At 63.6% G+C, this 26,091-nt stretch carries 21 protein-coding genes and 1 tRNA gene; 21 read left to right on the forward strand and 1 reads right to left on the reverse strand.

Annotated features, from left to right (window positions below):
- The coding region (locus tag B3446_RS09340) for an NAD(P)/FAD-dependent oxidoreductase (protein ID WP_291380331.1) at positions 1-856 on the forward strand (856 nt) is incomplete at its 5' end.
- A 116-nt stretch (positions 857-972) separates the two neighbouring features.
- Here the strand turns inward: B3446_RS09340 and B3446_RS09345 are convergent.
- Positions 973-3,867 (reverse strand): valine--tRNA ligase, encoded by a 2,895-nt coding sequence (locus tag B3446_RS09345; RefSeq protein WP_291380333.1) that lies wholly within the window; start codon positions 3,865-3,867, stop codon positions 973-975.
- Between the two features lie 321 nt (positions 3,868-4,188).
- Between B3446_RS09345 and ndk the strand changes: the two genes are divergently transcribed.
- From ndk to B3446_RS09445, 20 genes are all read left to right on the forward strand, one after another.
- Complete coding sequence (gene ndk / locus B3446_RS09350; protein WP_175125038.1) at positions 4,189-4,614, forward strand: nucleoside-diphosphate kinase; 426 nt, start codon at positions 4,189-4,191, stop codon at positions 4,612-4,614.
- Positions 4,615-4,658: 44 nt separating this feature from the next.
- On the forward strand, positions 4,659-5,813 hold the full coding sequence (rlmN, locus tag B3446_RS09355; RefSeq protein WP_105238151.1) for a 23S rRNA (adenine(2503)-C(2))-methyltransferase RlmN: 1,155 nt from the start codon (positions 4,659-4,661) through the stop codon (positions 5,811-5,813).
- Positions 5,810-6,304 (forward strand): helix-turn-helix domain-containing protein, encoded by a 495-nt coding sequence (locus B3446_RS09360; RefSeq protein WP_105238152.1) that lies wholly within the window; start codon positions 5,810-5,812, stop codon positions 6,302-6,304. The genes rlmN and B3446_RS09360 overlap by 4 nt, the downstream gene beginning before the upstream one ends.
- 14 nt (positions 6,305-6,318) lie before the next feature.
- Positions 6,319-7,605, forward strand: a complete 1,287-nt coding sequence (gene ispG / locus B3446_RS09365) for a flavodoxin-dependent (E)-4-hydroxy-3-methylbut-2-enyl-diphosphate synthase (RefSeq protein WP_175125035.1) — start codon at positions 6,319-6,321, stop codon at positions 7,603-7,605.
- A gap of 54 nt (positions 7,606-7,659) precedes the next feature.
- Positions 7,660-8,946 (forward strand): histidine--tRNA ligase, encoded by a 1,287-nt coding sequence (gene hisS / locus B3446_RS09370; RefSeq protein ID WP_291380338.1) that lies wholly within the window; start codon positions 7,660-7,662, stop codon positions 8,944-8,946.
- Between the two features lie 3 nt (positions 8,947-8,949).
- Entirely contained in the window at positions 8,950-9,588 is a 639-nt protein-coding gene (locus B3446_RS09375) for a YfgM family protein (RefSeq protein WP_291380340.1), read from the forward strand.
- Positions 9,589-9,593: 5 nt separating this feature from the next.
- On the forward strand, positions 9,594-10,751 hold the full coding sequence (gene bamB / locus B3446_RS09380; protein WP_175125032.1) for an outer membrane protein assembly factor BamB: 1,158 nt from the start codon (positions 9,594-9,596) through the stop codon (positions 10,749-10,751).
- A 25-nt stretch (positions 10,752-10,776) separates the two neighbouring features.
- Positions 10,777-12,129: a ribosome biogenesis GTPase Der gene (gene der / locus B3446_RS09385; RefSeq protein WP_291380342.1), complete on the forward strand. Its 1,353-nt coding sequence runs from the start codon at positions 10,777-10,779 to the stop codon at positions 12,127-12,129.
- 3 nt (positions 12,130-12,132) lie between these two features.
- Positions 12,133-13,206 (forward strand): histidinol-phosphate transaminase, encoded by a 1,074-nt coding sequence (gene hisC, locus B3446_RS09390; RefSeq protein ID WP_191577029.1) that lies wholly within the window; start codon positions 12,133-12,135, stop codon positions 13,204-13,206.
- A gap of 156 nt (positions 13,207-13,362) precedes the next feature.
- Complete coding sequence (hfq, locus tag B3446_RS09395) at positions 13,363-13,599, forward strand: RNA chaperone Hfq (RefSeq protein WP_006218585.1); 237 nt, start codon at positions 13,363-13,365, stop codon at positions 13,597-13,599.
- A gap of 84 nt (positions 13,600-13,683) precedes the next feature.
- Complete coding sequence (gene hflX / locus B3446_RS09400; RefSeq protein ID WP_291380378.1) at positions 13,684-14,790, forward strand: GTPase HflX; 1,107 nt, start codon at positions 13,684-13,686, stop codon at positions 14,788-14,790.
- Positions 14,756-16,054 (forward strand): FtsH protease activity modulator HflK, encoded by a 1,299-nt coding sequence (hflK, locus tag B3446_RS09405; protein WP_175184965.1) that lies wholly within the window; start codon positions 14,756-14,758, stop codon positions 16,052-16,054. The genes hflX and hflK overlap by 35 nt, the downstream gene beginning before the upstream one ends.
- A gap of 18 nt (positions 16,055-16,072) precedes the next feature.
- Positions 16,073-16,975, forward strand: a complete 903-nt coding sequence (gene hflC, locus B3446_RS09410; RefSeq protein WP_175125028.1) for a protease modulator HflC — start codon at positions 16,073-16,075, stop codon at positions 16,973-16,975.
- A 267-nt stretch (positions 16,976-17,242) separates the two neighbouring features.
- Positions 17,243-18,400 (forward strand): ATP phosphoribosyltransferase regulatory subunit, encoded by a 1,158-nt coding sequence (locus tag B3446_RS09415; protein ID WP_175139278.1) that lies wholly within the window; start codon positions 17,243-17,245, stop codon positions 18,398-18,400.
- A gap of 76 nt (positions 18,401-18,476) precedes the next feature.
- Positions 18,477-19,772 carry an adenylosuccinate synthase gene (locus B3446_RS09420; protein WP_191577028.1) on the forward strand — a complete coding sequence of 432 codons (1,296 nt, stop codon included), beginning with the start codon at positions 18,477-18,479 and terminating at the stop codon, positions 19,770-19,772.
- An 81-nt stretch (positions 19,773-19,853) separates the two neighbouring features.
- Positions 19,854-20,396 (forward strand): phosphoribosyltransferase, encoded by a 543-nt coding sequence (locus B3446_RS09425; RefSeq protein ID WP_056315724.1) that lies wholly within the window; start codon positions 19,854-19,856, stop codon positions 20,394-20,396.
- 256 nt (positions 20,397-20,652) lie between these two features.
- Positions 20,653-20,865: a 30S ribosomal protein S21 gene (gene rpsU, locus B3446_RS09430; protein WP_006218592.1), complete on the forward strand. Its 213-nt coding sequence runs from the start codon at positions 20,653-20,655 to the stop codon at positions 20,863-20,865.
- A 19-nt stretch (positions 20,866-20,884) separates the two neighbouring features.
- Entirely contained in the window at positions 20,885-22,966 is a 2,082-nt protein-coding gene (dnaG, locus tag B3446_RS09435) for a DNA primase (protein ID WP_291380392.1), read from the forward strand.
- A gap of 709 nt (positions 22,967-23,675) precedes the next feature.
- Positions 23,676-25,943, forward strand: a complete 2,268-nt coding sequence (gene rpoD / locus B3446_RS09440; RefSeq protein ID WP_175139236.1) for an RNA polymerase sigma factor RpoD — start codon at positions 23,676-23,678, stop codon at positions 25,941-25,943.
- Between the two features lie 7 nt (positions 25,944-25,950).
- A tRNA-Ile gene (locus tag B3446_RS09445) sits at positions 25,951-26,029 on the forward strand.
- Positions 26,030-26,091: the final 62 nt, after the last annotated feature.

The following is a 26,091-nucleotide window of genomic DNA, read 5'->3' on the forward strand; positions in this document are numbered from 1 at the left end:
CGCGGCGCAATGGGCGCGCCTTGGCGTGGACGCCCAGCCACTGGACCGCGCGCAGGTTGCGCGCCTGATCGGCACGGACAAGTATCTGGGCGGATGGGTCGACCGGCGGGCAGGCGCGGTGCAGCCGCTGAGCTACGCGCGCGGCCTGGCGCGCGCCGCGCTGAATGCGGGCGCGATGCTGCACACCGACACGCCCGTCACCGGGTTGAGGCGTGACGGCGGCAAATGGACGGTGTCCACGGCTCGCGGTCCCTCGGTCAGCGCCGATCGCGTGGTGATGTGCACCAATGCCTACGGCGGCGATCTGTGGCCCGGCCTCAAGCCTTCCATCATCGACGCCAACACATTCCAGGTGGCAACCGCGCCGCTGCCGGACCGCATCCGCGCGGGCATATTTCCCGAAGGGCATGTCACGTCCGACACGCGCAACCTGCTGCTGTACTTCCGCCTGGACCACCAAGGCCGCTTGCTGATGGGCGGCCGCGGTCCCTTTCGCGAACCCAAGGGCGAATCCGATTGGGCGCATCTTGAGCGCGTGATGGTGAAGATGTTTCCGCAGGTGGCGGGAACCCCCTTTGAGTTCCGCTGGTGCGGCCGAGTTGCCGTCACGCGCGACTATCTGCCGCATCTGCATGAGCCGCAGCCCGGGTTGCTGGTGGACATCGGCTGTCAGGGCCGCGGCGTCGGCTTGCAGACCTGCATGGGCGCGGCGATGGCCGAATACGTTGCCACGGGCGATGCCAACGCGTTGCCTGTGCCGCTGTCGCCGATCGTGCCGTTTCCGCTTTATCCGCTCCGCCGGCTGTACGTCAACGCGGTGGTGAGCTGGTATCGGATGACGGACGGAGGGGTTTGAGGGGCGGCCGCGTCCGCGACCCGATCCCCGCCACCCCCCCCCAAAAAAACACCACCCCAAAACAAAAACCCCGGAACGGTGTCCGGGGTTTCTGGGCTTTACATCAAGCGCTTGGATCAGTCGCCCAGCTTGGCGCGCTGCTCCTGCACCTTCTGCAGGGTTTCGCTGAACTGCGCCATGCGGGCCTTTTCCTGTTCGACGACGGCGGCGGGGGCGCGCTCGACGAAGCTGGCGTTGGACAGCTTGCCCTTGGCCTTGGCGATTTCACCGGCCAGACGGGCGATTTCCTTGTCCAGGCGCACACGCTCGGCGGCCACGTCGACTTCAACGTGCAGCATCAGGCGGCTGCCGCCGACGACCTGCACGGGCGCACCGGCGTCGGGCAGCACGTCCAGCACGTCGACCTGGCTCAGCTTGGCCAGCGCGGCCAGGTACGGCGCGTTGCGCGTCAGCATCGGCGCGTCGCCCTGGGCGCACAGCGGCACCTTCTGGGCAGGCGACAGGCTCATCTCGCCGCGCAGTGCGCGCACCGCCTCGACCTGCGCCTTCAGTTCGGCCACGTCGGCTTCGGCGGCGGTGTCCACCGCATCCGGGTTGGCCTTCGGGTAGGGCTGCACGCTGATGCTGGCGGCAACGCCTTCCTTGCGCTTGCCGGCCACGACAGACACCTTCTGCCACAGCTCTTCCGTGATGAACGGGATGATCGGGTGGGCCAGGCGCAGCACGCATTCCAGGACGCGGATCAGCGTGCGGCGGGTGCCCAGTTGCTGGGCCGGCGTGCCGGTCTGGATTTGCACCTTGGCCAGTTCCAGATACCAGTCGCAGTATTCGTCCCACACGTAGCGATAGAGCGCGTTGGCGATGTTGTCGAAACGGTAGTCGGCAAAACCGCGCGCCACGTCGGCTTCCAGCGTCTGCATCTGGCTGATGATCCAGCGGTCCACGAAGGACAGCTCGCCGGCATCCGGCACCGTCAGGTCGTGGCCTTCGGTGTTCATCAGCACGAAGCGCGTGGCGTTCCAGAGCTTGTTGCAGAAATTGCGGTAGCCCTCGCAACGCTTCAGGTCGAAGTTGATGTTGCGGCCCAGCGTGGCGTAGGCCGCCATGGTGAAGCGCAGCGCGTCGGTGCCGTAGGCGGGGATGCCGTCCGGGTACTGGCGGCGCGTGGCCTTTTCGATCGCGCCGGCCTGCTTCGGATTCATCAGGCCGTAGGTGCGCTTGGCGACCAGGCCGTCCAGGTCGATGCCGTCAATCAGGTCCACCGGGTCCAGCGTGTTGCCCTTGGACTTGCTCATCTTCTGGCCGTCGGCGTCGCGGATGAGACCGTGCACGTAGACGTGCTTGAACGGGATCTGGCCGGTCAGGTGCGTGGTCAGCATGACCATGCGCGCCACCCAGAAGAAGATGATGTCAAAGCCCGTGACCAGGACGCTGGAGGGCAGGTAACGCTGCAGGTCCGGCGTGTTTTCCGGCCAGCCCAGCGTCGTGAAAGGCACCAGGCCCGACGAGAACCACGTATCCAGTACATCGGGATCGCGCGTGAGCGGACCCGTGACGCCAGCGGCGCGCGCCTGTTCGATCGCGCCGGCTTCGTCGTGGGCGACGAACACCTGGCCGTCTTCCGAGTACCAGGCCGGAATCTGGTGGCCCCACCAGAGCTGGCGCGAAATGCACCAGTCCTGGATGTTGTTGAGCCACTGGTTGTAAATGGTGGTCCAGTTGTCCGGGTAGAACTGGATGCGGCCGTCGGCCACGACTTCCAGCGCGACCTCAGTGATGCTCTTGCCGGGGTTCAGCGTGCCTTCGGGCGCGGGCTTGCTCATGGCAACGAACCACTGGTCGGTCAGCATGGGCTCGAGCACGACGCCGGTGCGGTCGCCCTTGGGCTGCATCATCTTGTGCGGCTCGACCTTGACCAGATAACCTTCGGCTTCCAGTTGCGCCACGACGGCCTTGCGGGCCTCGTAGCGTTCCATGCCCTGGAACTGCTGGGGACCGTTTTCGTTGATGTGCGCGTCCAGCGTGAAGATCACGATCAGCGGCAGATCGTGACGCATCGCGCAGGCGTAGTCGTTGAAGTCGTGGGCGCCCGTGATCTTCACGCAGCCCGTGCCGAATTCGGGGTCGACGAAGTCGTCGGCAATGATGGGAATGTTGCGGTCGCAAAGCGGCAGTTCGACCTGCTTGCCCACCAGGTGCTTGTAGCGGGGATCATCGGGATGCACGCACAGCGCGCCGTCGGCCAGCATGGTTTCCGGACGGGTCGTGGCGATGGTCATGCCGCGCAGGGTGACGGTCTGGCCATCCTTGTCGACGATGGTCTGCGGGCCGTCAACGAACGGGTACAGGATGTGCCACATGTGGCCATCGGTCTCTTCGGACTGCACTTCCAGGTCGGACACGGCCGTGAGCAGCTTGGGATCCCAGTTGACCAGGCGCTTGCCGCGATAGATCAGTCCCTGTTTATGCAGACGGACAAAGGTTTCCACCACGCCGCGCGACATGCGGTCGTCCATGGTGAAGTATTCGCGCGGCCAGTCGGCCGAGGCGCCCAGGCGGCGCACCTGCCCGGTGATCGCGCTGCCCGACTTTTCCTTCCATTCCCACACTTTCTCGACGAACTTCTCGCGGCCCAGGTCGTGGCGCGAAACCTTTTGGGCGTCGAGCTGTCTTTCAACGACGATCTGCGTGGCGATGCCGGCGTGGTCGGTGCCGGGAATGAACACGGTGTCGTCGCCCGACATGCGGTGGTAGCGCACCAGCCCGTCCATGATGGTCTGGTTGAACGCGTGGCCCATGTGCAGGGTGCCCGTGACGTTGGGCGGCGGGAACTGGATGACGTACGGCTGGCTTTCCGTCCCCGTTTCCACATGCTGGCCCGCAGCGAAGTACCCGCGCTTGTCCCACTCGGCATACCAGCGGGATTCCAGTTCGGAGGGTTCGAAGCTCTTCGAGAGTTCCGGGGTTTCGCCGGCGATGGGCGCGGCGTTCGGGGGAGCAGCTTGAGTCATTACTAGGTTCCGGCAGACAGGGGCGCCCGGGTAGGGAGCGGGCAGCAAACCGCTCATTTTAAGATGTATTGCGGTCTTCTCGGCGTGTTAGAATGCCGGGTTGCTGTAAACCTTTTAGAAGTCCCTGAATTCATTGAGGATTCCTTCGGAAATGCGTGCAGAATCATAGGATTCGCGTGCAACCGGAATCCCGCTTGCATTCCAGGATGCGTCCGACAGGTCGGCAGTGTCGAATCCTGTTTTGGCGGTGGTTCAGAACGGCCCGAGCCCCGCCAAGCAATTAACTAGAAACCCGTCAGAAATCAGTTTTCGGAGTCCTTTATGTCCATCCAACGCACCCTCTCGATCATCAAGCCCGACGCCGTCGCCAAGAACGTGATCGGCCAGATCGTCGGCCGTTTCGAGCAAGCCGGCCTGAAGGTCATCGCCGCCCGCCTGACCCAACTGTCGCGCGCCGACGCCGAGCGTTTCTACGCCGTGCACGCCGCCCGTCCCTTCTTCAAGGACCTGGTCGACTTCATGATCTCGGGCCCCGTGTTCGTGCAAGTGCTGGAAGGCGAAGACGCCATCCAGAAGAACCGTGACCTGATGGGCGCCACGGACCCCAAGAAGGCTGAAGCCGGCACCATCCGCGCCGATTTCGCCGACAGCATCGACGCCAACGCCGTCCACGGCTCCGACGCTCCGGAAACGGCTGCTGTCGAAGTGGCTTTCTTCTTCCCCGAAATCAACATCCACAGCCGTTAATTTTTGGCTTAAGTTGTTGAAAGCGCTTTAAGTTTTACCTGGTTATGGAATCCGTCGAACGAATCAATCTGCTGGGGCTGGATGGCTCCGCCCTGTCCGAATTGGTCGGGCAGTGGGGCGGCAAGCCGTTTCGTGCCCGCCAGTTGCAGCGCTGGATGCACCAGCGCGGCGCCGATTCGTTCGACGCCATGACCGACCTGGCCCGCGACTTTCGCAGCCAGCTTGCGTCGCATTGCCGCATCGAGGCATTGCCCGTCAACATCGAGCAGCGCTCGACCGACGGCACCCGCAAGTGGCTGTTTGACGTGGGGCAGGGCAATGCCATCGAAACCGTCTTCATCCCTGAAGACGACCGCGGCACACTGTGCATTTCCAGCCAGGCTGGCTGCGTGGTGAACTGCCGCTTCTGCTCGACCGGGCACCAGGGCTTCAACCGCAACCTGAAGACCAGCGAAATCATCGGCCAGTTGTGGTGGGCCAAGCGCGTGCTCGAAGCCGACATCGGCACGGCCCGCCTTGAAAGCGCCCGCGCCACCGAAGACACGCGCGTCATCAGCAACGTCGTCATGATGGGCATGGGCGAACCCCTGCTCAACTACGACCAGGTCCTGCCCGCGCTGCGCCTGATGCTGGACGACAACGCGTACGGCCTGTCGCGCCGCCGCGTCACCGTGTCCACCTCCGGCGTCGTCCCCATGATGGACCGCCTGTCGCAAGACTGTCCCGTGGCACTGGCCGTTTCGCTGCACGCGCCCAACGACGCGCTGCGCGACGAGCTCGTGCCGCTGAACAAGAAATACCCGCTGAAAGAGTTGCTGGCTGCCTGCGAACGCTATCTCGCGTTTGCGCCGCGCGACTTCATCACGTTTGAATACTGCATGCTGGACGGCATCAACGACACCGACCAGCACGCCAAGGAACTGATCCACATTGCACGCCAGGTGCGCTGCAAGCTGAACCTCATCCCGTTCAACCCATTCCCCGCGTCCGGCCTGAAGCGATCGGCCTCGGCGCGGGTGAAGGTGTTTGCCCAGCGTCTCATGGACGCCGGCATCATCACCACGGTCCGCAAGACCCGGGGCGACGACATCGATGCGGCTTGCGGTCAACTGGCCGGAGAGGTGCGGGACCGCACTCGGATCACCGAGCGCAATGCCGCACAGCGCCAGACCATACCAATTAAACAGGTGCACGCATGACGCAGGATTTCGCTTCTGCAGTTTCCGACTCGTCCGCCGGCGCGGTGGGCAGCGTGGGCGCCGCCTTGCGCGGCCTGCGCCAGTCCAAGGGCTGGTCGCTCGACGAGGTCTCCAGCCGCATCAAGTTTTCCACCAAGCAGATCGAAGCCCTTGAAAACGAGCAGTGGGATCACCTGCCCACCGGCGTTTCCTTGCGCGGCCTCGTCCGCAACTATGCGCGCCTGCTTGGCGCCGACGCCGAGGCCATCGTCGATTCGCTCGACCCCAAGGCCCGCGTCACCGGCCCGGCCAAGCTCAGCCCCAGTTCGCTGCACTCGGCGCATTCCATTCCTCAATCCAGCGCCGACGACGACCGTTCGTCCACGACGTCCTGGGGCTGGCTGATCGCCATCGTGCTGGTGCTGGCCGCCGGCGTGGCCTATGCCTTCTGGCAAGGTTGGCTGCCGCAGCAGTGGCTGCCGGCCGACTGGCTGCCGAAGTCGACCAAGTAACACGGTTCCACCCGATGCAAGATTCTTCTCTGCCTTGCCAGGACGCGCCGCCTCCCCCGGTGGGAGCCGCAGCGCGCCGCGCCACGCGTTCCGTCGCGATCAAGTGGGGCGATCGCGTCGTGACGGTGGGCGGAGACGCCCCGGTCGTGGTCCAGTCCATGACCAACACCGACACCGCGGACGCCATCGCCACCGCGATCCAGGTCAAGGAGCTGGCGCTGGCCGGCTCCGAGCTCGTGCGCATCACCGTGAACACGCCGGAAGCCGCCCGCGAGGTCGTCGCCATCCGCGAACAGCTCGACCGCATGGGCGTGAACGTGCCGCTGGTGGGCGACTTCCACTACAACGGCCACAAGCTGCTGACGCAGTTCCCGGAATGCGCCCAGGCGCTGTCCAAATACCGCATCAACCCCGGCAACATGGGGGGCGGCAAGCGCCGCGACGACAACTTCGCGCAGATGATCGAAGTTGCCTGCCGCTACGACAAGCCGGTGCGCATCGGCGTCAACTGGGGCAGTCTCGACCACGAACTCATGGCGCGCAAGATGGACGAAAACAGCCGGCGCGCCCAGCCCTGGGAAGCGCAGGCCGTCATGCGCGATGCGCTCGTCGTCTCGGCCATCAGCAATGCCCAGCGCGCCGAAGAACTCGGCCTGCGGCGCGACGCGATCATCCTGTCGTGCAAGGTCAGCCATGTCCAGGATCTCATCGCGGTCTACCGCGATCTGTCCGCTCGTTGCGACTATCCCTTGCATCTGGGTCTTACCGAGGCGGGCATGGGCAGCAAGGGCATCGTGGCCTCGACCGCCGCGCTGGCCGTGCTGATGCAGCAAGGCATCGGCGACACCATCCGCATTTCGCTCACGCCTGAACCCGGCGGCGAGCGTAGCCGCGAAGCCATCGTCGCGCAGGAGATCCTGCAAACCATGGGACTGCGGGCCTTCACGCCCATGGTCGTTGCCTGCCCGGGCTGCGGCCGCACCAGCAGCACGTTCTTCCAGGAACTCGCCGACAGCATCCAGTCGTTCCTGCGCCGGCAGATGCCGGTGTGGCGCGCGCAATACCCCGGCGTCGAATCCATGAACGTCGCGGTGATGGGCTGTGTGGTCAATGGGCCGGGCGAAAGCCGTCATGCCGACATCGGCATCAGCCTGCCGGGCACCGGCGAAGTGCCGGCCGCGCCGGTGTTCGTCGACGGCGAGCGTACGGTGACGCTCAAGGGCGACCATATCGCCGAAGAGTTCCAGGCCATCGTTGAAGAATACGTTGCGCGCCGCTATGGCGCGCTCGCCTCTCACTAAAGTAAGGGTGTAGCCACTGGCGCGCGTCTCGGGCGCGCCAGCGGCATGATCAAGATGACTCAAGCTTTCCAGAAAGTCGCCGCCATACGCGGCATGAATGATCTGCTGCCGGGGGCAAGCGCCCGCTGGGAGCAATTCGAGGAAATCGTGCGCGGCTGGCTGCGCGGCTACGGCTATCGCAATGTGCGCACGCCGGTGCTTGAGCATACGCGCCTGTTTGCGCGCGGTATCGGCGAAGTCACCGACATCGTCGAAAAAGAGATGTACACGTTCACCGACGCGCTCAACGGCGAATCGCTGACCATGCGCCCCGAGATGACCGCGGGCATCGTGCGCGCCTCCATCGAGCACAACCTGCTTTACGACCGTCCGCAACGCGTCTACTCCATCGGTCCCGTCTTCCGCCACGAGCGCCCGCAGCGCGGCCGCTATCGCCAGTTCCACCAGATCGACGTCGAAGCCCTTGGCTTTGCCGGTCCCGATGTGGACGCGGAACTCATCGTCATGCTGGCCCGTCTCTGGAAGCTGCTTGGCCTGAAGGACGTGCGCCTCGAACTCAATTCGCTGGGCCAACCCGCTGAGCGCGCCGCGCACCGCGCTGCCCTGATCCAGCATCTGGAAAAGCACCGCGACATCCTCGACGAGGACGGCCAGCGCCGCATGTACAGCAATCCGCTGCGCGTCCTGGACACCAAGAACCCCGCCATGCAGGAAATGGCCGACAGCGCGCCGCGTCTGTTCGACTTCCTGGGCGAAGAGTCCCGCGCGCACTTCGACGGCGTGTGCCAGCGCCTCACCGACGCCGGCATCGAATACCGCTTGAACCCGCGTCTGGTCCGCGGCCTGGACTACTACAACCTCACCGTCTTCGAATGGGTCACCGACCGTCTCGGTTCCCAAGGCACGGTTTGCGGCGGCGGCCGCTACGACGGCCTGGTCGAACTCTTGGGCGGCAAGACCGCGCCGGCCGTGGGCTTTGCCATCGGCATGGAACGTCTGCTCGACCTCTGGGAACAAAGCGTTGAAATCGCCGCGCCGGCCGAGTGCGATGTCTACATCGTGCATCAGGGCGAAGACGCGCAGCGCCTGGCCGCCCGGGTCGGCGAAGACCTGCGCAACGCGGGCCTCTCGGTCATCGTGCATGCCGGATCGGCAGGCTTCAAGTCGCAATTCAAGCGCGCGGACGCCAGCGGCGCCCGCGTTGCGGTTATCCTTGGCGCCGACGAAGTGGCGTCGCAGACCGCCAGCGTCAAGTTCCTGCGCGCAGAAGAGCAGGGCGAGGCGGCGCAGCAACAGGTTCCGCTGGCAAAGCTGGCCGACGCATTGAACAACAAGGGTTAAGGCATGGCATACGATCTTGAAGAACAGGAAAAACTCGACGCGATCAAGGCGTGGTGGGCCCGCTACGGGACGCTGCTGCTGGCCCTGACGACGGTGGTGCTCCTGGCTTGGGGCGGCTGGTGGGGCTGGAAGGCGTACGAATCGCATCAGGCCAACCAGGCCATGGGTTACTTCGAAGCGCTGGAAGACGCGGCCCGCCTGGGCGGCGCCGATTCCTCGGTGCGCATCAAGACAGCCGCCTCGACGCTGCGCGAAAAGTATCCCAACACCGGCTATGCCGCGCGCGGCGCCCTCGTGGCCGCGCAGGCCCTGCAGGCGCAGAAGGACGACGTCGGCGCCCGCGAACAGCTCGAGTGGCTGGCTGGCCAAGGCAAGAACCCCGCCATGCAAGCCGTGGCGCGCCTGCGCCTGGCGGGCATGATGCTGGACCAGAAGCAATACGACGCCGCGCTGGCGCAGTTGAACAATCCGCCGGCCGCCTTTGCCGCCTTGTTCGCTGACCGCCGCGGCGACGTGCTGGCTGCGCAAGGCAAGCGCGAGGAAGCGCGCGCGGCCTGGCAGAGCGCCATTGACGGCCTGGGCCTGGCCAATCCCCTGACCCAGGTTGTGCAACTGAAACTGGATGCCTTGAGCGGAGCGTGACTGTAATGCGTAAATTTGCACCTGGCCGTACGTGGCGCGGCGCCGTTCTGCTGGCAAGCCTGCTTGCCCTGGGTGGTTGCGGCATGTTTTCCCATGACGACGGCCGATACGATCCGGCTCCCTTGACCGAATACAAGGCCGGCATGTCCGTGCGCCAGGTCTGGTCCACGTCCATCGGCAGCGGCTCTGGCCTGGGCTTCGCGCCCACCGTGCTCGGCGACGCCATCTATGCCGCGACGCCTGACGGCTCCGTCGGCAAGTTCGATCTGCAGAGCGGCCGTGTCATCTGGAAGGCCAAGGCCGACACCAAGTTGTCTGCCGGCGCCGGCAGCGACGGCACCACCACCGCCGTGGCGTCCCCCAACGGCGACGTCATCGCCTTCGACGACACCGGCAAGGTGAAGTGGAAGGTCCGCGCCACCAGCGACGTCGCCATCCCGCCGGTTGTCGGCTACGGCATCGTCGTTGTTCGCAGCGGCGACTATCGTATCCAGGCCTTCGACGCCAACAGCGGCGAGCGCGTCTGGAGCGTGCAGCGTCCCGGCCCCTCGCTTGCGTTGCGCAGCGTTGCGCAAATGGTCCTGGCTGAAGGCCTGGTCATCACGGGTCTGCCTGGCGGCAAACTCCTTGCCATCGCGTCCAACAGCGGCAACGTGCAATGGGAAGGCACCGTCGCCACGCCGCGCGGCGCTGGCGACCTGGAACGCCTGACCGACGTGGTCGGCGCGCCTCGCATCGCCGGCAACCTGCTGTGCGCCGTTGCTTATCAGGGACGTATCGTTTGCTTCGACGTCACCGCCGGCGGCCGTCCGCTCTGGACGAAAGACTTCTCCAGCGTCAGCGGTCTCACCCTGGACGACCGCTTCGCGTTTTCCGCCGACCAGAACAGCGTGGTCAATGCGTTTGCGCTGGATAATGGCGGTAATCTCTGGAAGCAGGCCGCCCTGAAGAACCGCCAGGTCACCGCTCCGGCTATGCTGGGGGGGGCGCTGGCTGTCGGCGATCTGGACGGATATGTGCATTTCCTGTCGCGCAGCGACGGCAGCCTGATGGCGCGCCTGTCGGTGGGCGGCGGCGCGGTCGTGTCGCCGCCGCAGACGACGCCCCAAGGCGTGCTGGTCCAGACGGGCAATGGCAATCTCGTCCTGATCGGCACCAACTGAACCTTATAAAACAAAGCCTTTTACCGTGTCTTTCAAGCCTGTCGTTGCCCTGGTCGGCCGCCCCAATGTGGGGAAATCGACCCTTTTCAACCGCCTGACGCGATCGCGCGCCGCGCTGGTGGCCGACTATTCCGGCCTGACCCGCGATCGCCATTACGGCGAGGGCAGGGTGGGCGATATTCCGTTCATCGCCATCGATACCGGCGGCTTCGAGCCCGTGGCCAAGGACGGCATCCTGCTCGAAATGGCCCGCCAGACGCGGCAGGCCATCGCCGAGGCGGACGTCGTCGTCTTCCTGGTGGATGCGCGCGCGGGCATCAACGCGCACGACCACGAAATTGCGCAACTGCTGCGCAAATCCGGCCAGCAGCGCGTGCTGCTGGCGGTGAACAAGGCCGAAGGCATGGGCCTGGGCCCCGCCATCGCCGAGTTCCATGAACTCGGCCTCGGCCAGCCCTACCCGATTTCCGCGGCGCACGGCGACGGCATCGTCGACCTGATCGAGCTCGCGCTCAAGGATCTGGCCGAAACGCCCGCCGAAGAAGAACCGGCCGAAGAAGGCGAACACGATCACCGCATCAAGCTGGCGATCGTGGGCCGTCCCAACGTGGGCAAGTCCACCCTCATCAACACGTTCATGGGCGAAGAACGCGTCATCGCGTTCGACATGCCGGGCACGACGCGCGACGCGATCGAAATCGATTTCGACCGCGACGGCCGCCGCTACACGCTCATCGACACCGCCGGCCTGCGCAAGCGCGGCAAGGTGTTCGAGGCGGTCGAAAAGTTTTCCGTCATCAAGACCTTGCAGGCCATCGAGGCCAGCAACGTCGTGCTGCTGATGCTCGACGCGCAGACCGAAATCTCCGAGCAGGACGCGCACATCGCCGGGTTCGTGCTGGAAACCGGGCGTGCCGTGGTCGTGGCCGTCAACAAGTGGGATGGCCTGGACGGCGAAGAAAAGGAACGCATCGAGCGTGAGTTCAACCGCAAACTGCGTTTCCTGTCGTTCGCACGCGTGCACACGATCTCGGCGCTGCGCGGGCAGGGCATCAAGCCCTTGCTCAAGTCCATCAATGCCGCACACGCTGCCGCGTTTGCCAAGCTGTCCACGCCCAAGCTCACGCGCGAGCTGCAAGCTGCGGTCGAGCAGCAGCAGCCGCCGCGCAAGGGCATCTTCCGTCCCAAGCTGCGCTATGCGCACCAGGGCGGACAGAACCCGCCGCTGGTCGTCATTCACGGCAATGCGCTGGACGCGATTCCCGACTCGTACCGCCGTTACCTCGAAACGCGTTTCCGCAATGCGTTCGACTTGGCCGGTACGCCGCTGCGCATTGAATTCAAGTCCTCGCACAACCCCTACACGCAGGAAAGCTGATCCATGAGCCGTTTCTGGAGTCCCGTTGTCGGGACGCTCAGTCCGTATGTGCCGGGCGAGCAGCCCAAGCTTCAGAATCTGGTCAAGCTGAACACCAACGAGCATCCTTACGGGCCATCACCCAAGGTGCTCGATGCGATCCGCGCGGCTTGCGACGACACGCTCAAGCTCTATCCGGATCCGTCCTCGGATCGCCTGCGCGAGGCCATCGCAACGGCAGTCGGCGCGCAGCCGCAGCAGGTGTTCGTGGGCAACGGATCCGACGAGGTGCTGGCGCACGCATTTCTTGCGCTGCTCAAGCATGATCGGCCGCTGCGCTTTCCCGACATCACCTACAGTTTCTACCCGGTGTATTGCGGCCTGTACGACATCGCGTTCGAAACGATGCCGCTCACCGCGGATTTCCGGATCGACGTTGAAGACTACCTGCCGGCCCGCCACGGTCAGGCCGGCGCCATCATCTTTCCGAACCCCAATGCCCCCACCGGCCGCGCGCTCAGCGCCGCCGACGTCGAGCGCATCGTGGCCGGCAACCCGGACACGGTCGTCGTCGTGGACGAGGCGTACGTGGATTTCGGCGCCGAATCGGTGATCCCGCTGGTTTCGCGGTACGACAACCTGCTGGTGGTGCAGACGCTTTCCAAGTCGCGCTCGCTGGCCGGATTGCGCGTGGGCTTTGCCGTCGGCAGCGCCGCGCTCATCGATGGCCTGGAGCGGGTAAAGAACAGTTTCAACTCCTACCCCATCGATCGGCTGGCATCCGCCGGCGCAGTGGCGGCCCTGGAGGATACGGAGTATTTTGAGCAGACCCGCAACGCCGTGATCGAAACCCGGACGCGCATGACGGCAGGGCTGGAGTCGCTGGGCTTCGAGGTGCTCCCGTCGGCGGCGAACTTCGTGTTCGCACGCCACCCGGAAAAGGACGCCGCGACGCTCGCCGCCGCTCTGCGTGAACGCAGCATCATCGTGCGTCATTTCCGTCATGCGCGGATCGACCAATTCCTGCGCATCACGGTGGGTACGGAAGGCCAATGCGACATGCTTCTGCAAGCGCTCGACAAGATCCTGCAGGCGTGATTTCAAGGGCTTTTCAGCTGGAAAACTCTGGTCTCATTTTTGCTTCCCGGCCAAGTAGCACGGGCCGGGAAAACCCTGTAGAGTACGTGTTTCGGCGTGCTCCACCAGTACAAAAAGCGCGTCATCACTCAATAACAAACAAATGGAGCCTGGCCAATGAGCAATAAAGGGCAAACTCTGCAAGATCCGTTCCTCAACACGCTGCGCAAGGATCATGTGCCCGTGTCGATCTACCTCGTGAACGGCATCAAGCTTCAAGGGCAAATCGAATCCTTCGACCAATACGTGGTGCTGCTGCGCAATACGGTCACCCAAATGGTCTACAAGCACGCCATCTCGACCGTCGTCCCCGCGCGTGCCGTCAATTTTCAAGTGGAAGTCCCTGCTGAGTAATCTCGCTCCAGCTTTACCTTTTATTGCCCGCCAGACGGTTCCCGTCGGCGGGCATTTTCGCTTTGGCTCGAATATGGTGCATGTATGCGCGCTCTGATCATCAGTGTGGATCTCGGTGATCCGGACTTCACGGCGCACGCCGAGGAATTCGCCATGCTGGCCAAGGGCGCGGGCGCCGAAATCGTCGGCACCCTGACGGCCCGCCGCGATCGTCCGGACGCCAAGTTCTTCATCGGCTCCGGCAAGGCCGACGAGGGCGTCGCGATGGCGCAGGCGCTGCTCGCCGATATCGTCCTTTTCGATCAGCCTTTGTCGCCCGCCCAGCAACGCAACCTTGAACGCGCTTTCAATTTGCGCGTCGTGGATCGCGTCGCGCTCATCCTGGATATCTTCGCGCTGCGCGCCAAGAGCCACGAAGGCAAGCTGCAGGTCGAACTGGCCCAGCTCCAGCATCTGGCCACGCGCCTCACGCGCATGTGGAGCCACCTGGAGCGGCAGCGTGGCGGCATCGGGATGCGCGGCCCCGGCGAATCCCAGCTCGAAATGGACCGCCGCATGATCGGCGCCAAGGTCAAGACGCTGCGCGAACGGCTCGACAAAGTCGAGCGCCAGCGCATCACCCAACGGCGCGCCCGCGCGCGGGGTGGTGCACTGTCGGTGTCCCTGGTCGGCTATACCAACGCCGGCAAGTCGACGCTGTTCAACGCGCTGACCCGGGGCGACGCCTACGCCGCCGACCAGCTCTTCGCCACGCTGGATACAACGACGCGCCGCATCTGGATCGAAGGCGCCGGATCGGTGGTGGTGTCAGACACCGTGGGCTTCATCCGCGACCTGCCTCACAACCTGATCGCTGCCTTCCGGGCCACCCTCGAAGAAACCGTGCATGCCGACCTGCTGCTGCATGTGGTGGACTCGGCCAGCCCGCAGCGGGATGAGCAGATTTTCGAAGTGAATAAGGTCCTCGCCGAAATAGGCGCTGCCGCGATTCCAACCATTCTGGTATACAACAAGATCGACCGGGCGGGATTGGAACCGCGGGTGGAGCGCGATGCACATGGTACGATTGCGCGAGTATTTGTAAGCGCCACCGAGCGCGCCGGTTTGGATGCGTTGCGCGGGGCAATTGCGGAGACCGGACAGATTGTGGGAAACAATGCCGCGAATTATCAAACTCTTCAATCTGAATGACCCCGGTTGGGGTCGTGGAAACAACAATGGCTCCGAGCCGCCGCCCAAGCGGCCCCAAGGCAACGGAGACGGCCCTCCTGACCTGGACGAGGTCTGGCGCGATTTCAACAATCGCATCGGGAACCTGTTCGGGCGCAAGGGCGGTGGCGGCAATAACCGCCCCGGCAACCGTGGCGGCATAACGCCGCCATCCCCGCGTGGCACACGCATCGGCCTGGGCGTTATTGCCCTGGTCGCGGCCGGCATCTGGCTGGCCAGCGGCTTTTACATCGTGCAAGAAGGCCAGGTCGCGGTCGTGACCCAGTTCGGCAAATACAAGAGCACGTCGCAAGCCGGTTTCCAGTGGCGTCTGCCGTACCCCATTCAAAGCCATGAAATCGTCAACGTGTCGCAACTGCGCACGTTCGAAGTCGGTTTCCGTGGCGGCGCGCGCAACAAGGTCCTGCCCGAAGCGCTGATGCTCACGACGGACGAGAACATCGTCGATATGCAGTTCGTCGTCCAGTACCGCCTGAAGGCGGATGGCGCGCCCGACTATCTCTTCAAGACGCGCGACCCGGACGAGTCCGTGCGCCAGGCATCCGAAACCGCCATGCGCGAAGTCGTAGGCAAGCAGTCGATGGACTTCGTGCTGTACGAAGGCCGTACGACGGTGGCTTCCCAAGTCCAGGCGCTGATGCAGCAGATCCTCGATCGATACCAGACGGGCGTGCAGATCAGCACCGTCGCCATCCAGAACGTGCAGCCGCCCGAGCAAGTGCAGGCCGCGTTCGACGACGCCGTCAAGGCCGGTCAGGATCGCGAGCGCCAGATCAACGAAGGCCAGGCCTACGCCAATCAGGTCGTGCCGTTGGCCAGCGGTCAGGCATCGCGCATGACGGAACAGGCTGAAGGTTACAAGGCCAAGGTCGTCGGCGATGCGCAAGGTAATACGTCGCGCTTCACCAGCATCCTGGGCGAATACGAAAAGTCGCCTCAAGTCATGCGCCAGCGCATGTACCTGGAAAGCATGCAGGACATCTTCACCCGCGCCAGCAAGGTCATGGTCGACACCAAGAGCAACAACAACATGTTGTATTTGCCCCTGGACAAGATCATGCATCTGGCCGCTCAGGACGCAGGCAAGTCGAACATCGGCAGCTCCGGCTCGCCCGTGTCCAATGCGCCTGTCCAGCAGCCTCCGCGCGGTACGGCCGCGCCGGTGCCGCAGCCTTCCGGCAGCAGCAATAGCAACACGCTGCCCCGCGACCGTATGTCGCGCTAATCCGGAGGAGTCCTGAACATGAATCGTCTTATGCCCATCCTGGTCGGCCTGCTCATCGTGCTGGCCCTCCTTTCCTCCAGCGTTTTCGTGGTGCGCGAGCGCGACTATGCCTTGGTGTTCTCGCTGGGCGAGGTCCGCCGCGTCATCAGCGAACCTGGCCTTTACTTCAAGGTTCCGCCGCCTTTCCAGAATGTCGTCACGCTCGACAAGCGCATTCTGACCATCGAAACCAACGAAGCCGAGCGCATCCAGACTTCCGAAAAGAAGAACCTGCTGATCGACTCCTACGTCAAGTGGCGCATTGCGGATCCCCGCGTGTTCTACGTGACGTTCGGCGGCAACGAGCGCGCGGCCCAAGAGCGTCTGCAGGCTCAGATCCGCGACGCCCTGAACGCGTCGGTCAACGTGCGCACCGTTCGGGACGTGGTCTCGACCGAACGCGACAAGATCATGACGGAGATCCTGGAAAACGTCGCCAAGCGTGCCGAGCCCCTGGGCGTGCAGATCGTCGACGTGCGCCTGCGCCGCATCGAGTTCGCACCGGAAATTTCCGAGTCGGTCTACCGCCGCATGGAAGCCGAGCGTACCCGCGTCGCCAACGAGCTGCGTTCCATCGGCGCCGCCGAAGGCGAGAAGATCCGCGCCGAAGCCGATCGCCAGCGCGAGGTCATCGTGGCTCAGGCGTACGCCAAGGCCCAGGGCATCATGGGTGAGGGGGACGCCGCAGCGGCAGCCATCTACGCCCAAGCCTATGGCAAGAACCCGGACTTCTACACGTACTACAAGAGCCTGGAAGCCTATCGCGCATCGTTCTCCAAGCCGGGCGATGTGCTGGTCGTGGACCCCAGCTCCAGCTTCTTCCAGTTCATGAAGGATCCGGCGGGCGCTGCCTTGGCGCCGGTCACCGTGCCGGCCAAGTGATCTCCCTTGGCTAGCACGAACGAAAAGCCCCTCGGGTTCCCGAGGGGCTTTTCTGCTTCAGGCGGGACAGTTTCCGCCCGGTATCGGGGACGCGGTTGGGTAGCCTGACCACGCCTGTCCCGCGAGTGGCGCTCGCCGCTGAACCATGTACAATACCGCGTAAGCTAGAAAACATTCCGCAGCGGCTGAGCGGGCTTACGCCCCTCAGCCGCTTTTCGTTTGGGCGACGCCCACGCATCACTTGGCGTTATTCAGGTAAACACATTCATGGGTAACTGGCTGCTGCCCGAAAGCCTTGCCGACGTACTTCCGGCAGAGGCTCGGCGCATCGAGGAACTGCGCCGCGAACTTCTCGATCTCTACCGTACTTACGGGTTCGAGCTGGTCGCGCCGCCCCTGGTCGAGTACATCGATTCATTGCTGTCGGGCACCGGCAGCGATCTGGATCTGCGCACCTGCAAGCTGGTCGACCAGCTTTCGGGCCGCACGCTGGGCGTGCGCGCGGACATGACTCCCCAGGTCACGCGCATCGACGCGCACTTGCTGAACCGCGCGGGCGTCACCCGCCTGTGTTATTGCGGCAACGTGCTGCATGCGCGCCCCTCGGACTTGCTGTCCAGCCGCGAACTGCTGCAGATCGGCGCTGAAATCTACGGCCATGCCGGATTCGAAGCCGACCTCGAAATCATCCAGCTCGTGCTGGAAACGGTTGCCATCGCTGGCGTGCGCAATCCGCGCCTGGACTTGTGTCATTCCGGTGTGCTGCGCGCCATCCTGAAGTCGGACCCGGCAGCGGCCGAACTGGCGCAGGACGCCATCCGGCTGATGCGCGACAAGGATGTACCCGGATTGGGTGAGCTCGTGGCGCGCGCGCCCGGCATCCGTCCGGAAACGTTGAAGGCGCTGCAGTTGCTGCCCACGTTGTACGGTGGTCCCGAAGTGCTCAAGGTTGCCCGCCGCGACCTGCCGGCACTGCCGGGTGTCGCCGAGGCGCTCGACGCGCTTCAGGCGGTGGTGGATGCGATGCCGAACGTGTCGTTCAGTGTGGATCTGGCCGACGTGGGGGGTTACGCGTACCACACGGGCGTCAAGTTCGCCCTGTACGCCGAAGGCTGGCACGACGCGTTGGTCAGCGGTGGCCGCTACGACGACGTCAGCCGCGCGTTCGGCCGCGCGCGTCCGGCCACTGGCTTCAGTCTTGATTTACGCAAGCTGGCGGCGGGTCTGCCGCCAGCGGAAAGGGCGCGAGCGGTTCGTGCGCCCTGGGGGCAAGCCCCCGCTCTGACCGAGGCGGTTCGCCGCTTGCGCCGGTCAGGGGAAATCGTCGTTCAGGTATTGCCCGGTCACGAGCAGGATCAGGACGAATTCGTTTGCGATCGCGAGCTGGCGCTGCAGGATGGCGTCTGGACGGTCAAAACGCTGTGACTAACTCCCTCTCGGAAACGAGAGGGCCGCGGGGAGATTTCCGGATTTCCCGAGAAACTCGAAATTGATTCGTATCATGAGCAAGAACGTAGTCGTAATCGGCACCCAATGGGGTGACGAGGGCAAGGGCAAGATCGTCGACTGGCTGGCGGAATCCGTCCAGGGCGTGGTCCGCTTCCAGGGCGGTCACAATGCCGGCCATACGCTGTGGATCAATGGCAAGAAGACGATTCTTCGCCTGATCCCGTCCGGCATCATGCACCCCGGTGTCACCTGCTTCATCGGCAATGGCGTCGTGCTGTCCCCGGAGGCCCTGCTCAAGGAAATCGAAGAGCTGGAGGCCGCCGGCCTGGATGTGCGTTCGCGCCTACAGATCTCCGAGATCTGCCCGCTGATCCTGCCGTACCACGTCGCCATCGACAAGGCGCGTGAAGCACGCAAGGGCGAGGGCAAGATTGGCACTACCGGTCGCGGCATCGGCCCGGCCTACGAAGACAAGGTCGCCCGCCGTGCCCTGCGCGTGCAAGATCTCTTCAATCCTTCGCTGTTCGACGAAAAGCTCGCCGAAGTGCTGGATTACCACAACTTCGTGCTGACCAAGTACCTGGGCGCAGAAGCCGTTTCGGCCAGCGAAGTCCGCGATCAAGCCATGGCGCTCGCGCCGGCCATCGCCCCGATGGTCAAGGATGTCTCGAGCAACCTGTATGCCATGCAGCAGGAAGGCAAGCGCCTCCTGTTCGAAGGTGCGCAAGGCGCGTTGCTGGACGTCGATCACGGCACGTACCCCTTCGTCACCAGCAGCAACTGCGTGGCAGGTGCGGCCTCGGCCGGCGCCGGCGTGGGTCCCCAGCAACTGGATTACGTCCTGGGCATCACCAAGGCGTACACCACGCGCGTCGGCTCCGGCCCGTTCCCCACGGAACTGGTCGACGAGATCGGCACCCGCCTGGCCACGATCGGCAAGGAATTCGGTTCGGTCACGGGCCGTCCGCGCCGTTGCGGCTGGTTCGACGGCGCGGCGCTGAAGCGCTCGGTTCGCCTGAACGGCATTTCCGGTCTGTGCATCACCAAGCTTGACGTGCTGGACGGTCTGGAAACCATCCAGTTGGGCGTCGGTTATCGCGTCAACGGCGAATTCCGCGACGTGCTGCCTTACGGCGCGCACGCCGTGGCGCAGGCGCAACCGGTGCTCGAAGAGCTGCCCGGCTGGAGCGAGTCCACCGTCGGCATCACCGAATACGCCAAGCTGCCCGCCGCGGCGCGCCGCTATCTCGAGCGTGTGGCGGAAGTCTGCGGTGTGCCGATCGACCTGGTGTCCACCGGCCCGGACCGCAACGAGACCATTGTTTTGCGTCATCCCCTGAAGGGCTGACATCGGGTTATTATTCCCAAGGCCGCCGCCGGTCATACCGGCGGCGGCCTTTTCGTATTTTTGTGCAGGAGATGCTTGCCTATGAGCACGCCGACCAGTGACGATAGCCATCTGTGGGTAACGTGGGACGATTACAACCGCTTGATCGAGCGCCTTACTTTGCAGGTGCATCAGTCGGGCTGGAAGTTTGACAAGATTCTTTGCCTGGCGCGCGGCGGTATGCGTGTGGGCGACGTCATGTCGCGTATTTTTGATGTGCCGCTGGGCATTCTTGCCACCAGCAGCTATCGCGAGGCAGCCGGCACCAAACAAGGCGACATGGACATCGCCCAGTTCATCACCATCACCCGCGGCACGCTTTCCGGCCGGGTGTTGCTGGTGGACGACATGGTTGATACCGGCAAGACGTTCAACAAGGTGTTCGATCACCTGAAGAGCCAGTTCGCCGACATCACCGAATTGCGCAGCGCCGTGCTGTGGTGGAAGGGGCATTCCCTGGCAACGCCCGACTATTACGTCGAGAAGCTGCCCACGAATCCCTGGATTCACCAGCCGTTTGAAGACTACGACAGCTTACGTCCCCATCAACTGGAAGCCTGGATCCGCAAGGGTTCCCAGAGCTGATGGCGGGCGGGCAGGGGCGGGGTGCTGGGCGCAGTCGGGCTCTGGCAGTAGGCAAACCGTCCTTACCCATGCTAGAATCGCTGGTTATCGCTAAACCGAACTTGGCTTGTTACTCTCTGGGTAGTCTTTGGGTAACGGAAACAGCCAGCTCAAACCCGGGCGAAAGCATGCCCGGGTTGCGCTTTCGAGGCGTTGCTGGAAAAGCAAGCCAGGTTTGTCATCAACTTTGTTACCCTACAAGCAGGCCAATTACTTTATGCCTATCGTTCGACTGAAGGAAAACGAACCGTTTGAAGCCGCTCTGCGCCGCTTCAAGCGCACCATCGAAAAGACCGGTTTGCTCACCGAACTGCGCTCGCGCGAGTTCTACGAGAAGCCCACCGCCGAGCGCAAGCGCAAGCATGCCGCCGCCGTGAAGCGCCACTACAAGCGCATCCGTAGCCAACAACTGCCCCCGCGCCTGTATTGATTTCTGATTCCCGAATCTATTGATTCCAGAATCATTCATCCAGGATTTGCTCGCCCGAGTCGACGTCGTCGACGTTGTCGGGCGATATGTGCAGTTGCGAAAGGGTGGGGCCAACTTGCTTGGCCTGTGCCCCTTTCATAACGAAAAAAGCCCCTCGTTCACTGTCAGCCCCACCAAGCAGTTCTATCACTGCTTCGGATGCGGTGCACACGGCAGCGCCATCACCTTCCTGATGGAACATACGGGCGCCAGTTTCCCCGACGCCGTGCGCACGCTCGCGGCGTCGGCGGGAATGACGGTCCCCGAAGAAAACCGCAGTCCCCGGCAGCAGCAGGAATCGGCGCGCCGCAAGGCCGAAGAGTCCCGCCATACGCAGGTGCTCGATGCGGCCCAAGCTCACTACCTGAAACAGTTGCGTGCTTCGCCCGCCGCCGTCCGCTATTTGAAGCAGCGCGGCCTGACGGGCGAAATTGCCGCGCATTTCGGTTTGGGCTGGTCCGGTACCGACCGCCACGGCCTGTCCCACGTATTTCCCAACTACGAAGACCCCACGCTGGTGGAGTCCGGACTCGTCATCGAGTCCGAGGACGGGCGCCGCTACGACCGCTTCCGCGAGCGGGTGATGTTCCCGATCCGCAACGCGCGCGGCAGCCTCATCGGGTTTGGCGGCCGCATCATCGGCAAAGGCGAGCCCAAGTACCTCAATTCGCCCGAGACGCCCCTGTTTTCAAAAGGGCAGGAGCTCTACGGCCTGTGGGAGGCGCGCCAAGCCATCCGGCAGGAAGGCCAGGTCATCGTCGTCGAAGGCTACATGGACGTGGTCGGGCTGGCGCAGCAGGGCATCGCCAATGCCGTCGCCACGCTGGGCACCGCCACCACCCCGGATCACGTCAAGAAGCTGCTGCGGTCCAGCGACAAAGTCATCTTCAGCTTCGACGGTGACAAGGCCGGACGGCGTGCAGCGTGGCGCGCGCTGCAGGCCTGTCTGCCGGTTCTCAGGGACGATATCGCGATCCGCTTTCTGTTCCTTCCGGCCGAGCATGATCCCGATTCGTATGTGCGCGAATTGGGGGCCGAAGCATTCCGCGCCTGTCTGGGCGATGCCGTGGCGCTGTCCCGGTTCCTCCTGGATGAGCTTGCATCGCACCACAACATGAACGAAGCCGAAGGCCGCGCCAGTTGCCTTCACGAAGCCAAGCCGCTGTTGTCGGCAATTCCCGAATGTGCGCTGCGTGTGCAGATCGAACGGGAAATGGCGAAGCTGGTTCAACTGACGCCCGAGGAAATGGCGCAGGTCTTGGCGCAGCAACCCGCGAAACCGTTCGCACCCGGCCCGCGGCCAGCGCCCGGCGCGGGTGAAGCCGGAATGCCTTCGGGTAGCGAGCCCGGTCATGACGGCGGTCCGCCCGACATGGGGTACGACTTCGGCAACCACGACTTCAGCGACATTCCGGCGGACGAGTCGGACTTCACCGATTACGGCCAGTACGCCTCGCACGGCGACGAGCCGGGCGGCGGCGCGGGCGGCTGGCAACAAGGCGGCAAGCAGGAGTGGAAGGGTAAAAGCGACTGGAAAGGTAAGGGCGACTGGAAGGGCAAGGGCGATTGGAAAGGTGGCAAGGGCAACTGGAAAGGCCGGCGTGACAACGACGTTGGCGGCTTCGAGGGGCGCCGCACCATGCCGTCCCTGGCCAAGCGCCTGTTGAGCCTGTTGCTTGCTCATCCCGAACTGGTTGACTCCATGGGGGATCAGCAGCTTGAAGTCATCGACCATGGCCCCCATCTAGGATTGGTACGGGACCTGATCATGCTGGCGCAAACCAGCGGTGCGCGCCATGTTGGCGCGTTGCTGGAAGCCGCTGAGCCCGATTCGGACCTTGCCACTGTCTTGAAAGGTCTGCGGGCGGACATGCTCGCGCAGGAAGACCTGCCTGATCCCCAGACGGAATGGGACGACGCGTTACGGCGAATCGAATTCGATTCGGCGAAATCGGAAATGGCCAAGCTGGCGGCTTCAGGGCTTGCTTCGGAGGAAGCGCGCAAACGCTATCTGGAGCTATCTAGCCGTATGACGGTGTTGAAAGGTGCTGGGTTGCGCTAAATACGCTAAAATCAAAGGTTTTCCGCTCATGCGGGGCGCCGTAGTGCGCTGGTCGTGGCTTGCCGCCATTGCCAGTTGTAGCCCGACTGTTGCATGATCGACAAAATTGACGGTCGGTATGGAAGTTGATTGTTCGCCATTCCGATACAGCAGTAGCAGGAACGTGAAATGTAGTTCGGCATCGGAATCTATTCCGGATGCCGGAATCAAATACTTATTGTGCCAATTGGACGAGAGCGGCTAGCCGCTCGGGCACCCGGTAGTTGAACGCTTCAAAAAATCCGGGATCGTGTGTCCAGATGCGTGTGTCCAAATTGTTACATGGTTAATTAATATAGCTGAGCGGTGGATCAAAAGCAGTTCAGCGGCGGTCATTCCGCGTGGCGTTAGTGGTTCGGGTGCTGTGTATACCTAGCTGCTTGGGGCAATGGCCCGATAAGCAAGCAAAGCCTATTTATAGGCAGGCAGCCCCCCCAACGTCCGGAACCTGCCGATGAATGAGGTCATGCACGTCTTGCGCCAGAACGGTAAAGCACCCGGTACGGCGCCAGAAGGGCTCGAAAGAGCCGGTGCTGCGAACAACGCAGCCGCGTGAACTCTGCCGATCCACCAGATTTACCCGTATTCCAAGCCGCCCCGGGTCCGTACCCGGCGCGGCGTTATGCGGTGCAACATGCCCAAACGGGTTGCGACGACCACGGAAGCGACTATGACCAAATCCACCGGCAAATCCTCCTCTGCAATTGATGCGGCCGAAACCCAGGCTGTGGCGCCCAAGCGCGCCGTCAGCATGGCCGCGGAAAAAGCGCCCGCCAAGACGGCGGTGAAGGTCGCCAAGCCCGCTGTCAAGACGGCCGCCAAGAAGGCAGCCAAGACGGCCGTTGCCGCGGACAAGCCTGAAAAGGTGACGAAGGCCCGCGCCAAGAAGGCCGAAGACAAGCTTGCCGACCTGGTCGGCAGCGCGCGCCCCGCACCGAGCGGCCGCCGTCCGGGCCGCCCCGCCAAGAACGCCAACAACGACTCCGACGGTTTCGATGATCCGATGGACGGCGAAGGCGAAGTCCTGCCCGACCTGAAGCCGCCGAAGCGCGGCGGCAAGCGCGGCAAGGCCGATCCCAAGGATCTGATTGCCCGCGGTCCCGTCACGCCGGAAGAATACGAAGCGCGCCGCAATCGCCTGAAGCAGCTGATCAAGCTGGGCAAGGACCGCGGCTACCTGACCTACGGCGAAATCAACGATCATCTGCCCGACGATCTGGTCGACGCGGAAGCTATCGACGGCATCATCAGCACGTTCAGCGACATGGGTATCGCGGTCTATGACCAGGCCCCCGACGCCGAAACCCTGTTAATGAGCGAGAACGCGCCGGTGGCGTCCAACGACGACGACGTCGAGGACGAAGCCGAAGCCGCGCTCACGACCGTGGACTCCGATTTTGGCCGCACCACCGACCCGGTCCGCATGTACATGCGCGAAATGGGCTCGGTCGAGCTGCTGACCCGTGAAGGCGAAATCGAAATCGCCAAGCGCATCGAAGACGGCCTGAAGCACATGGTCATGGCCATCTCGGCCTGCCCGACCACCATCAACGAAATCCTGGCCCACATCACCCGCGTGCGTGAAGGTCAGGCGCAGATCGACGAAGTCGTCGACGGGCTGGTCGATCCGGAAGACGGCGAAGAATACGCCGGTGCCGGTGTCACCGCGGACGAAGACGAAAGCGACGACGGCCCCGCCGGCGGCATGTCCAGCAAGCAGCTGGAAGACCTGCGCGTCAAGGCCCTGGCCAAATTCGACGAGGTCAACAAGCAGTTCGACAAGATGCGCCTGTCGTACGAGAAGGACGGCTATAAGTCAGACATCTACGTGCGTGCCCAGGAATCCATCCAGAACGAACTGATGGGCATCCGCTTCACCGCCAAGATGGTGGAAAAGCTGGCCGATACGCTGCGCAACCAGGTTGAAGAAGTCCGTCAGCTCGAGCGCGCTGTCCTGCATACGTGTGTGGACCGGGCCGGCATGCCGCGCCTGCACTTCATCAAGGTGTTCCCCGGCAACGAAACGAACCTGCAGTGGGTCGTCGACGAAGTGGCCGCTGGCCATCCGTACGCCGAAACGCTGGAGCGCCAGATTCCCGCCGTGCAGGAACTGCAGCAAAAGCTGATCGACCTGCAAACGCGCGTTGTGCTGCCGCTGAAGGACCTGAAGGACGTCAACAAGCGCATGGCCACCGGCGAAGCCAAGGCTCGCAAGGCCAAGCGCGAAATGACCGAAGCCAACCTGCGTCTGGTGATCTCGATCGCCAAGAAGTACACGAACCGTGGCCTGCAGTTCCTGGATCTGATCCAGGAAGGCAACATCGGCCTGATGAAGGCCGTGGACAAGTTCGAATACCGTCGCGGCTACAAGTTCTCGACCTACGCAACGTGGTGGATCCGTCAGGCCATCACGCGCTCCATCGCCGACCAGGCACGCACCATCCGTATTCCGGTTCACATGATCGAAACGATCAACAAGATGAACCGCATCAGCCGTCAGATTCTGCAGGAAACCGGCGCTGAGCCGGATCCCGCGACGCTGGCGCAGAAGATGGATATGCCCGAGGACAAGATCCGCAAGATCCTGAAGATCGCCAAGGAACCGATCTCCATGGAAACGCCCATCGGTGACGACGACGATTCGCACCTGGGTGATTTCATCGAAGACACGTCCACGCTGGCGCCTTCGGACGCAGCGCTGCATGGTTCGATGCGCGACGTGGTCAAGGAAGTGCTAGACTCTCTGACCCCGCGTGAAGCCAAGGTCCTGCGCATGCGTTTCGGTATCGAAATGAGCACCGACCAGACCCTGGAAGAAGTGGGCAAGCAGTTCGACGTCACGCGCGAGCGCATCCGCCAAATAGAGGCTAAAGCGCTGCGCAAGCTGCGTCACCCCAGCCGGGCCGACAAGCTGAAGAGCTTCCTGGAAGGGCAGTAAATTTCCTGGGCCTCTAGCTCATGCCTGGTTAGAGCAGCGGACTCATAATCCGTTGGTGCCGAGTTCGACTCTCGGGGGGCCTACCAAAGAAATCCTGAGAAATCAGGTACCGCAGCCGCCTGCAATGGCGGCTGTTTTCATTTCTGGC

This window comes from Achromobacter sp. UBA5777, from assembly GCF_002418565.1.
Classification (GTDB): domain Bacteria; phylum Pseudomonadota; class Gammaproteobacteria; order Burkholderiales; family Burkholderiaceae_B; genus Achromobacter; species Achromobacter animicus.

What these genes read in the sequence shown, in the direction of transcription:
- B3446_RS09345 (WP_291380333.1), bottom strand. Translation starts at nt 3,867, where the DNA reads ATGACTCAAGCTGCTCCCCCGAACGCCGCGCCCATCGCCGGCGAAACC.
- ndk (WP_175125038.1), top strand. Translation starts at nt 4,189, where the DNA reads ATGTCCATCCAACGCACCCTCTCGATCATCAAGCCCGACGCCGTCGCC.
- rlmN (WP_105238151.1), top strand. Translation starts at nt 4,659, where the DNA reads ATGGAATCCGTCGAACGAATCAATCTGCTGGGGCTGGATGGCTCCGCC.
- B3446_RS09360 (WP_105238152.1), top strand. Translation starts at nt 5,810, where the DNA reads ATGACGCAGGATTTCGCTTCTGCAGTTTCCGACTCGTCCGCCGGCGCG.
- ispG (WP_175125035.1), top strand. Translation starts at nt 6,319, where the DNA reads ATGCAAGATTCTTCTCTGCCTTGCCAGGACGCGCCGCCTCCCCCGGTG.
- hisS (WP_291380338.1), top strand. Translation starts at nt 7,660, where the DNA reads ATGACTCAAGCTTTCCAGAAAGTCGCCGCCATACGCGGCATGAATGAT.
- B3446_RS09375 (WP_291380340.1), top strand. Translation starts at nt 8,950, where the DNA reads ATGGCATACGATCTTGAAGAACAGGAAAAACTCGACGCGATCAAGGCG.
- bamB (WP_175125032.1), top strand. Translation starts at nt 9,594, where the DNA reads ATGCGTAAATTTGCACCTGGCCGTACGTGGCGCGGCGCCGTTCTGCTG.
- hisC (WP_191577029.1), top strand. Translation starts at nt 12,133, where the DNA reads ATGAGCCGTTTCTGGAGTCCCGTTGTCGGGACGCTCAGTCCGTATGTG.
- hfq (WP_006218585.1), top strand. Translation starts at nt 13,363, where the DNA reads ATGAGCAATAAAGGGCAAACTCTGCAAGATCCGTTCCTCAACACGCTG.
- hflX (WP_291380378.1), top strand. Translation starts at nt 13,684, where the DNA reads ATGCGCGCTCTGATCATCAGTGTGGATCTCGGTGATCCGGACTTCACG.
- hflK (WP_175184965.1), top strand. Translation starts at nt 14,756, where the DNA reads ATGCCGCGAATTATCAAACTCTTCAATCTGAATGACCCCGGTTGGGGT.
- hflC (WP_175125028.1), top strand. Translation starts at nt 16,073, where the DNA reads ATGAATCGTCTTATGCCCATCCTGGTCGGCCTGCTCATCGTGCTGGCC.
- B3446_RS09415 (WP_175139278.1), top strand. Translation starts at nt 17,243, where the DNA reads ATGGGTAACTGGCTGCTGCCCGAAAGCCTTGCCGACGTACTTCCGGCA.
- B3446_RS09420 (WP_191577028.1), top strand. Translation starts at nt 18,477, where the DNA reads ATGAGCAAGAACGTAGTCGTAATCGGCACCCAATGGGGTGACGAGGGC.
- B3446_RS09425 (WP_056315724.1), top strand. Translation starts at nt 19,854, where the DNA reads ATGAGCACGCCGACCAGTGACGATAGCCATCTGTGGGTAACGTGGGAC.
- rpsU (WP_006218592.1), top strand. Translation starts at nt 20,653, where the DNA reads ATGCCTATCGTTCGACTGAAGGAAAACGAACCGTTTGAAGCCGCTCTG.
- rpoD (WP_175139236.1), top strand. Translation starts at nt 23,676, where the DNA reads ATGACCAAATCCACCGGCAAATCCTCCTCTGCAATTGATGCGGCCGAA.